General features: G+C 70.2%; 4 protein-coding genes and 2 pseudogenes. All 6 read left to right on the top strand.

What is annotated here, in order from left to right:
• Positions 1 to 316: pseudogene (locus tag MJ783_RS19135) on the top strand (hypothetical protein); the annotation flags it as partial.
• A gap of 253 nt (positions 317 to 569) precedes the next feature.
• Positions 570 to 4,202 (top strand): transcription-repair coupling factor, encoded by a 3,633-nt coding sequence (gene mfd, locus MJ783_RS19130; RefSeq protein ID WP_239312269.1) that lies wholly within the window; start codon positions 570 to 572, stop codon positions 4,200 to 4,202.
• Between the two features lie 79 nt (positions 4,203 to 4,281).
• Positions 4,282 to 5,058, top strand: coding sequence for a SurA N-terminal domain-containing protein (locus tag MJ783_RS19125; protein ID WP_239312268.1), 777 nt, complete (start codon positions 4,282 to 4,284; stop codon positions 5,056 to 5,058).
• Between the two features lie 22 nt (positions 5,059 to 5,080).
• Complete coding sequence (locus tag MJ783_RS19120; RefSeq protein WP_239312267.1) at positions 5,081 to 6,361, top strand: MazG family protein; 1,281 nt, start codon at positions 5,081 to 5,083, stop codon at positions 6,359 to 6,361.
• A 219-nt stretch (positions 6,362 to 6,580) separates the two neighbouring features.
• Positions 6,581 to 8,515: a signal peptide peptidase SppA gene (gene sppA / locus MJ783_RS19115; RefSeq protein WP_239312266.1), complete on the top strand. Its 1,935-nt coding sequence runs from the start codon at positions 6,581 to 6,583 to the stop codon at positions 8,513 to 8,515.
• Positions 8,516 to 8,831: 316 nt separating this feature from the next.
• Positions 8,832 to 9,400 (top strand): annotated as a pseudogene (gene eno / locus MJ783_RS19110) (phosphopyruvate hydratase); the annotation flags it as partial.

Here is a 9,400-nt window from a genome sequence, read left to right as displayed (position 1 = left end):
AACTTTTGACGCTCAGTGCGATGGTCTGGACGGGTTATGCCGGGCGATCCGTTTCGCCCGGCTGCACAACAAGCTGTTTTCAGTGCCGGCGTGGGGCGTGGTGGCGAAGGAGGGATCGAAGGCCGGGGCGCTTGGCCAGGCCGGCGGCGACAACACCCTGTTTGTGGCGAAAATGCACGAGCTGTTCGTCAGTAATGCCGACATACTCGCCTATGAGGCTTACTCCAACGAGGACCGGGCCGGCGATGTCCGGTCGGCATTGATCAACCCGACGATGAGCCCGCTGGCTGCCCGCGAGTACCAGCGCCTGTGGTGACGCGGTACCCACGGGAGGCAACCTCCGGCCCCGGGAGGGGCTTGCGGGGGCCTGGCGCGGCCGCCGCCTGCGGGCAGGGACCGGGCCGCACGGCGGGCCGGGGCGCCCGACGCGTAAGGTTGGGCATAACACCTCGCGTGCCGGCGTCGCGGGGTGTTTGTGGGAGATCTCCGGTACGCCGTCGGCGACCGGGTTCGCGACGTCGTGTCCGTCCGTAGATTGCGCCGTTCTTCGAGAGGCTCGGGACGCACCTATGACCCTCGCCCCGCTGTTGGACGTCCTGACCAGCAGTCCGGGTGCTGATCCGGCCCTGGCCCGAGCGCTTGCCTCGGTCGGTGACCTCCGGCTTGACCTGTCGGCTCCGGCCGCCCTGCGGCCGTTCGCCGCCGCCGCGCTCGCCACCCGGGGCGGCCGGACGGTGCTGGCGCTGACCGCGACCGACCGGGAAGCGGAGGATCTTGCCGCCGCGCTGTCGAGCATGATCGACCCGGCCACGGTCGCGGTCTTCCCCAGCTGGGAGACCCTGCCGCACGAACGGCTGTCCCCGCGGGCCGATACGGTCGGGCTCCGGCTTGCCGTGCTGCGCCGCTTGGCGCACCCGTACAGCACCGGCCTGCCGCCGTTGTCGGTCGTGGTCGCGCCGGTCCGTGCCGTTTTGCAGCCGCAGGTCGCCGGGCTCGGCGACCTGGAACCGGTGTCGCTGCGGGTCGGTGACAGCGCCGACCCGAGCGGCGTGGTGGAAAAGCTGGTCGGGATCGCCTACCACCGGGTCGATCTGGTGGAGCGGCGTGGCGAAATCGCGGTCCGTGGCGGCATCCTCGACATTTTCCCGCCCACAGAGGAACATCCGCTACGGGTTGAGTTCTTCGGCGACGAGGTCGAGGACATCCGGGCGTTCTCCGTGGCGGATCAGCGGGCACTGACCGACACTGCGGACACCGCCGAGGGCGGCCGCCGTCAGCTGTTCGCGCCGCCATGTCGGGAGCTGCTGCTCACGCCGGAGGTCCGGGCCCGCGCCCGGGAACTGGCGGGCACGCACCCCGAGCTCGTCGACATCCTTGACAAGATCGCGGACGGTACTCCGGTGGATGGCATGGAGGCGCTCGCGCCGGTGCTGTCCGACCGGATGGTGCTGATGCTCGACGAACTGCCCGCTGGAACGCACGTGCTGGTGTGCGACCCGGAACGGATCCGCACCCGCGCCGCCGAGCTGGTGCGGACGAGCCAGGAGTTCCTGGATGCGTCCTGGAGCACGGCGGCGCTCGGCGGCAGTGCCCCGATCGACCTCAGCGCGGCTGCCTACCGCTCGATCGCGCAGGTCCGTCAGCGTGCCGCCGAGATCGGGCTGCCGTGGTGGTCGGTCAGCCCGTTCAACGCCGGCGCCTCGGCCGTGGCTTCGGCCACGGCCGCAACCAGTGGCGATCGGTTCGCGGCTGGCGACCGGTCAGAAGGCGTTGCCAGCGAGGAGGATCTCGACGAGAACTCGGTGGTCTCCAGCCTGCGCCCGGCGACCGCTTACCACGGTGACACCGCGCGCGCGCTCGCGGATATCAAGGGCTGGCTGGCGGACTCCTGGCGCGTCCTGCTTATCACGGAGGGGCACGGGCCGGCCCAGCGGCTGGTCGAGCTGTTGCGGGACGCTGATCTCGGCGCCCGCCTCAGCGAGGAGGCCAGGCTGTCCCGCGGTGTCGCCACGGTCACCTGCGGCCAGCTGGGGACCGGCTTCACCAGCGACCTGCTTGGCCTCGCCGTCCTGACCGAGGCGGATCTCGCCGGCCAGCGGGGCGTGACCACCAAGGACATGCGCCGGATGCCGCACCGCCGCCGCAAGGGCATCGACCCGCTGGCACTGCGTTCCGGTGACCTGGTCGTCCACGACGCCCACGGGGTCGGCCGCTACGTCGAGATGGTCACCCGGACCGTTGCCGGCGCGACCCGGGAGTACCTCGTCCTGGAGTACGCCAAGGGCGACCGCCTCTACGTCCCGACCGACCAGCTCGAACAGGTCACCCGTTATGTCGGTGGCGAGGGCCCGAGCCTTGACCGCATCGGCGGCGCGGACTGGGCCAAGCGCAAGGGACGCGCCCGCAAGGCCGTCAAGGAGATCGCTGGCGAGCTGATCCGGCTGTACAGCGCACGGATGGCCGCGCCGGGATACGCCTACGGACCGGACACCCCGTGGCAGCGGGAGCTGGAGGATGCCTTCCCCTTCCGGGAGACTCCCGACCAGCTTTCGGCCATCGAGGAGGTGAAGGCCGACATGTGTAAACCCGTCCCCATGGACCGGGTCATCTGCGGCGATGTCGGCTACGGTAAGACGGAGATCGCGGTGCGGGCCGCGTTCAAGGCGGTACAGGACGGCAAACAGGTTGCCGTTCTCGTCCCCACCACGCTGCTCGTACAACAGCATTTCCAGACGTTTTCCGAGCGGTATGCGGCATTTCCGGTGACCGTCCGTGCGATGTCGCGGTTCAATTCCGCGGCCGAGCAGAAGGCCGTGCTGGAAGGACTCGCCAAGGGCGGTGTCGACGTGGTGATCGGGACTCACCGGCTGCTGTCCTCCGCGTCCCACTTCAAAGATCTAGGCCTGGTGATAATCGACGAGGAACAACGGTTCGGCGTCGAGCACAAGGAATACCTGAAGAAAATGCGGACCGCGGTGGACGTGCTCACCATGAGCGCCACCCCGATCCCTCGGACGCTGGAGATGTCGATCACCGGGATCCGGGAGCTGTCGACGATTGACACCCCGCCGGAGGAGCGGCACCCGGTACTCACCTTTGTCGGCCCGAGTGACAGCCGGCAGGTCACCGCCGCGATCCGGCGTGAGCTGCTGCGGGAGGGCCAGGTCTTCTTCATCCACAACCGGGTGGAGTCGATTGACAGGGCCGCGGCGAGGCTGCGCGAGCTTGTCCCGGAGGCGCGTATCGCCACGGCCCACGGCCAGATGGGCGAGGACGCCCTCGAGCAGGTCATGGTCGCGTTCTGGGAAAAGCAGTTCGACGTCCTCGTCTGTACCACGATCGTCGAATCCGGGCTTGACATCTCCAATGCCAACACCCTCATCGTGGAACGTGCCGACGTGTTCGGCCTCTCCCAGCTGCACCAGTTGCGGGGACGTGTCGGCCGCGGCCGGGAACGCGCTTATGCGTATTTTCTCTACCCGCCGGACAAACCACTTACCGAAACCGCGCACGACCGGCTTGTCACCATCGCCCAGCACACCGACCTCGGCGCTGGCATGGCCGTCGCCATGAAGGATCTGGAAATACGCGGAGCGGGTAACCTGCTCGGCGGCGAACAATCCGGGCATATCGCCTCGGTCGGGTTCGACCTCTATGTGCGGATGGTCGGCGAGGCTGTCGCGGATTTCAAGGGGACGGCGGTCGAGGAGCTGCCCGACGTCAAGGTGGAGCTCCCGGTGAACGCGAGTCTCCCGCACGACTATGTTCCCAGCGAACGGCTGCGCCTGGACGCCTACCGACGGCTGGCCGGTGCCGCGGGTGATGACGACATCGCCGAGGTGCGCGCCGAACTGCTCGACCGGTTCGGCGCGCTGCCAGAGCCCGCGGAGAATCTGCTTGCGGTGGCGTCGCTGCGCGTGCTTGCCCGTCGTTACGGCGTTACCGAGATCACCGTGCAGGGCCGCCAGGTGCGGTTCGCTCCGCTGGAGCTGCGCGAAAGCCAGGCCATGCGTGTGCAGCGCCTGTACAAGGGGTCCGTGGTCAAGCAGGCGGTGCGCACCATTCTGGTGCCGGCACCGGCGGAATCCCCGCGGATCGGTGCCCGGCCGTTGCGCGACCGCGCCGTCCTCGTCTGGGCCGCGGGTGTGCTGGATGCGGTCGTCGGTGATTCCGTCGCGGCGGCCGCCGCCGCGCCCCGCTGATTTTTCTCGCGTTGCCGGGCAGGACTTTTCCCGGGGGCGGCGTGTGCGCGGCAGACGGTAAGCCGATACGGTCACAGCCGTGAAGACCCGCTCTGCCGTCCGCCGTGTTCTGGTCAGCGTCGCGCTGGTCGTTGTGACCTCATCCGCCTGTACCACGCACGCGGGGTCTGCCGCGCAGGTAGGCGACGAGATGATCCAGACATCGACCCTGCGCGGGATCGTCGACCGCGGCATGGCCGCCGTCCAGGCGGTTGGCCCCGCCCAGGACGCGCAGACCGGGCAGAGCGCCGCGCCGATCGAACGCAGTGATCTTCAGCGGCAGGTGCTCACCGAGCTTGTCCAGACCAGCCTCGCCGAACAGCGGGCCCGCCAGCTCGGGGTGACGGTCACCGGCCAGGACGTTGACGCCTATTACCAGACCTTCGGGGTGCTGCGGTACGGCAGCGTCGCGGGTTTCGAAAAGGCGGTGGCCCAGAGCGGGTTCGCTCGTGAGGATCTACAGATGCTGGTCCGCGCCAGGGCTCTTGACCTCGCGCTCGCGGACCGTCTCGCGCCGAACGCCCTCGCCTCCGACACAGCTGCCCGCGAGGCCTATGATCAGTCCGTCGCCCAGTTCGGCTCCCTCCCACTGAGCTTCGACCAGGCCAAGCCGTTCCTCACTCGGCTGCTCTCCACGGAGCGGGCCGCGGCCGTGGAAGCGCAGCTCCGCCAGATTTCGCAACGGGTGAACATTTCGATCAATCCCAGGTTCGGTGTCTGGTCACCATCCCAGCTGACGGTGCTCGCCGCCGCTGGCTCGGTCGCGACCACCCCCGCGCCGGAGCCGTTGGGCCGGACAGGCGCGATGGCCCAGTGAGCCGCATGATGGCCCGTCGGTCATGACGGCGAGAATCGTCGTCCTTGTGACCAGCCCGCGGGTCGCGCCCGGGTTGTTGGGCGTGGCCGCGTGGGACCTGCTGCGGGCGGCCTCCGCCGTCCACTGCGGGCTGGCGGCGCATCCGCAGCGCGACGCGCTCGCCGCGGCCGGCGTACCGGTCGAGGTTCTGGCGGGTCCGGATGCGTCCGCCGTTGTCGAGGAGCTGTGTGGCCGGGCCCGCGCCGACTCGTCCCGGCCGGTGGTGTGGCTGGCCGCCCCGACCGGCGGCCCGGGAGCGGCCGGCGAGGCGGACCTGGTTCGCGAGCGGGAGACGCTGGCCGCGCTCGAGGCCGCGGCAGGCCCCGGCCTCGCTGTGTCCGCCGTCGAGGGCTCACATGACCTGCGCGGGGCGAAGCTCCTGGACGCCGTTGCCGTGATGGACCAGCTGCGCTCACCCGGCGGCTGCCCGTGGGACGCGGCGCAGACCCACACCTCGCTTGCGTCCTACCTGCTGGAGGAGGCCTACGAGGCGTTCCAGGCAATCGAGGACGGCAACCACGCCGAGCTGCGCGAGGAGCTTGGCGACGTACTCATGCAGGTGCTGTTCCATGCCCGGATCGCCGCCGAGGGCGACGGCATGGGTGTTCCCGCGGGCGTCAGCGCCCCCGCTGGCAGAGCCGCCGCTGGCAGAGCCGCCGGTGACGGAGCTGGGATCGGCGGCCGCGCGATGGCCTGGGACATCGACGACGTGGCCGCTGGGCTCACGGAGAAGCTCGTCCGGCGTCATCCCCATGTCTTCGGATCGGTGACGGTGGACGGCCCCGCCGCGGTCGAGACGAACTGGGACATAATCAAGGATGCTGAGAAGGGCCGCCGGTCGGTCACCGAGGGCGTCCCGCTGTCCCAGCCGTCGCTGGCGCTGGCCGCGAAGCTGCAGAAGCGTGCGGTGAAGGTCGGGGTACCCGAGGACGTTGTGCTCGGCGCGGGTCGGCTGTCGTCGCCGGCCGAGGTCATCGCCGGGCTGCTCGTTCCGGTGGACCTGCCCGCCGCCGTGGACGTACCCGCCGCCGCGGCGGAGCGGACCGTGGGTGACCTGCTGTTCGCCGCGGTGGCACTGGCCCGGCAGGCCGGCGTCGATCCGGAGGCGGCGCTGCGGGCCGCTGCCCGCCGGTTCCGGGACACCCTCGCCGCTACCGAGGAGGCCATCCGCGCCGCCGGTGCGGACCCGCGGGCCGCGGGCGCGGACTCCTGGCGCGCCCACTGGCTGTCCGCGGGCGAGATCCCACCCGGCGCCGCACGCTGACCGACTCGGCCAGCGGCCCCTTGCTCGTTCGGGCCCCTGGGCTTCCGGCCGCGCATTGTCATCGGTGTTTGTCGGTGTTTGTCGGTGTTTGTCGGTGTCCGTCGGTGTCCGTCGGTGAAAGGCGGGTCATGCTCAGAAAACAGGACGATGGTCGCTGTTGGTGATGCATCGGACCGATGCGGGCGGAACGGGGCGGACTGTCGCGCGTAGCCTCGTTCCATGGCAGAAGGCACTCCGCGACAGGCGCTGGCAAGCATCCACCGCCTGTACGCACGACGGTTCGAGCCGATCGTCCTTGAGCTTGATCTGACCGTCGATCCGCTCGAGGGGATACCCGCCGACCCGCTGGCCGCGGCGTTGGCGCGCCGCCAGCCAACGTTGCGCGCCATGGTGGACGGACTGCGCCGGGCGGGTTCGGATGACCGCGCGTCCACGCTCATCGCGCGGATCGCTCCCTGCGGGATGCCGCTTGCGCGCGCCCAGGAGATCCGTGACGCGGTGCTCGCCTTTCGCGCGGCCGGTGGCAGGGCCTTTGCCTATGCGGACGCGTTCGGCGAGTTCGGCGGCGGGACCATCCCGTACTACCTCGCGTCCGCCTTCGACGAGATCTGGCTCGCGCCGCCGGGGGAGCTGGGTGCTACCGGCGTGGCGCTGGAAACGCCGTTCCTGCGCGACGCCCTGGACCGGCTCGGGATAGAGATCCAGGTCGGCCAGCGCCACGAGTACAAGAACGCCGTCAACACGTTCGTCGAGCGTGATTTCACCGACGCGCATCGTGAGGCGAGCGGCCGGATCGTCACCTCCAGCCTGTCTATGATCATTGATGGCATCGCCGCTGGGCGCGGCCTGCCGCCGGACCGGGTCCGCGAACTGATCGACAGTGCGCCGCTGTCCGGCGCGCAGGCCCGGGAGGCGGGTCTCGTCGATCGGTTGGGTTACCGGGACGAGGTGTACGCCGCGGCCAAGGCCCACGCCCGCCAGGCCGGGACCGGCGCCGCGCCCAGTCCGGGTCCCAGCACTGCCGAGAGCGGTGCTGCCGAGAGCGGTGCTGACCGGGACGACGGCGTGACGCTCCAGTACCTGTCCCATTACCGCCGCGTGTCGCTGCGGCGGGAGGCCTCCCGGCCGCGCGTCCCCGCGCTCGGCGCGGCGCGCTCCGAGCGGCGCCGGGTGATCGCGGTCATCCATGGGACCGGGCCGGTGGTCCTCGGCCATCCGGGCCGGTCGCCGCTGGCGGGTCCCGTCATGACGGCCGACGCGCTCACCGCGGCTTTCCGCGCCGCCGGCCGGGACGACGATGTCGCCGCGGCCGTGTTTCGCGTCGACAGCCCCGGCGGCTCGTATGTGGCTTCCGACCTGATTCGCCGGGAGGTTGAACGGTTCCAGGCGACCGGCCGTCCGGTCGTGGTGTCGATGGGTTCGGTTGCCGCGTCTGGTGGGTACTTCGTCGCGCTTGGCGCGGACGTGATCGTGGCGAACCCGGGGACCCTCACCGGTTCGATCGGGGTGTTCGGCGGCAAACAGGTCGTCCGTGCGCTCCTGGACAAGGTGGGGGTGCGTTTCGGCGCGGTCGCCGAGGGGGAGAACGCGCTGATGACCTCGCCGCGGCGCGCGTTCAGTCCGGCCGAGCGGGAGAAGCTGGAGGAGTTCCTCGACCGGGTGTACGACGATTTTGTCACCAAGGTCGCCGCCGGCCGGGGCATGTCGTTCCAGGAGGTGCACGAGGTCGCCCGCGGTCGGGTGTGGACCGGCACTGACGCCCGCGAGCGCGGCCTCGTGGACGAACTGGGAGGTTTCTCCCGCGCCTGCGAGCTGGCCTGGGAGAAGGCCGGCCGGCCAGGGGCGGACACCCCGCGGCTGCGTGTCCTGCCGAGGTCCGGCCTGGTCGACAGGGTGCGCTCGGCACGGTCGAGCGAGGATGCCGCCGCCGGAGCGGGCGTTATGGGTGGGATGGGGGCGCGTCCGGCCGGTTCCCTCGTCGGTGGCCTTGCCTCGTCCGCTGTGTCCGCCGCGGCGGCTGTGTTCGGGGGGCCGGCGTTGTTCGCGGACACGGCGTTCACCGGTGGTTGGGGCCCGCTGGCGGCGGCCGCGGCACGGGCCGGACTGCCGCTGGGCGGTCCGCTGCTGATGCCGCCGATCGGCCGGCTCAGCTGACGGCCTTCGGCGCACCCGTACGGGCAGCTTTCCTCTAGATCGCCTTGATGCGGCATCGGGTGCCGGGGTATGCCCGCCATGACCGGATCCCGAACCTTTCGGCGTGGCGTGCCGAACCTGGGTGGCACGGGCCGTGCTGGCGATAGTCTCGGCCGGGCTGTACTTGTCAGTGTTGCTGTTGTCCGTCGTCGCTGATGTCCATCCTGCTGGGCCGAAGTGTGTGATCATGACGTGTGCGCACTCGGAGGCTCCGAGGCCATAAGCGCCACACTCGCCATAGTTCCCGTCGGCTGCGTTACTCCGGAGGTCGAAACCCGTGCCGTCCATCGAGGCCGTAGGCGCCCGCGAGATTCTTGACTCGCGTGGCAACCCCACCGTCGAGGTCGAAGTCGTCTTGGATGACGGCACTCTCGGCCGTGCCGCCGTACCCAGTGGCGCGAGCACCGGCGCCTTCGAGGCGGTCGAACTGCGTGACGGCGACACCCGTTACGGCGGTAAGGGCGTGGGGAAGGCGGTAGCCGGTGTCATTGACCGCATCGGGCCCGAGATCGTGGGCCTCGAAGCCACCGAGCAGCGCATTCTCGACCTGACGCTGCTGGATCTGGACGCTACGCCGGACAAGTCCGGTCTGGGGGCGAACGCCATCCTCGGGGTGAGCCTCGCGGTCGCGAGGGCCGCCGCGAAAGCGTCGGACCTGCCGCTGTACCGCTATCTCGGTGGTCCCGGCGCGCATCTGCTGCCGGTACCGATGATGAACGTTGTCAACGGCGGCGCACACGCCGATACAAACGTCGACATCCAGGAGTTCATGATTGCCCCGATCGGGGCGTCGACCTTTGCCGAGGCGCTGCGCTGGGGCGCCGAGACATATCAGGCGCTCAAGGG

The sequence above is a fragment of the Protofrankia sp. Cj3 genome (assembly GCF_917627355.1).
GTDB lineage: Bacteria > Actinomycetota > Actinomycetes > Frankiales > Frankiaceae > Protofrankia.
Note: the sequence above shows the minus strand (reverse complement) of the source record. Positions and strands in the feature narration are given on the sequence as shown.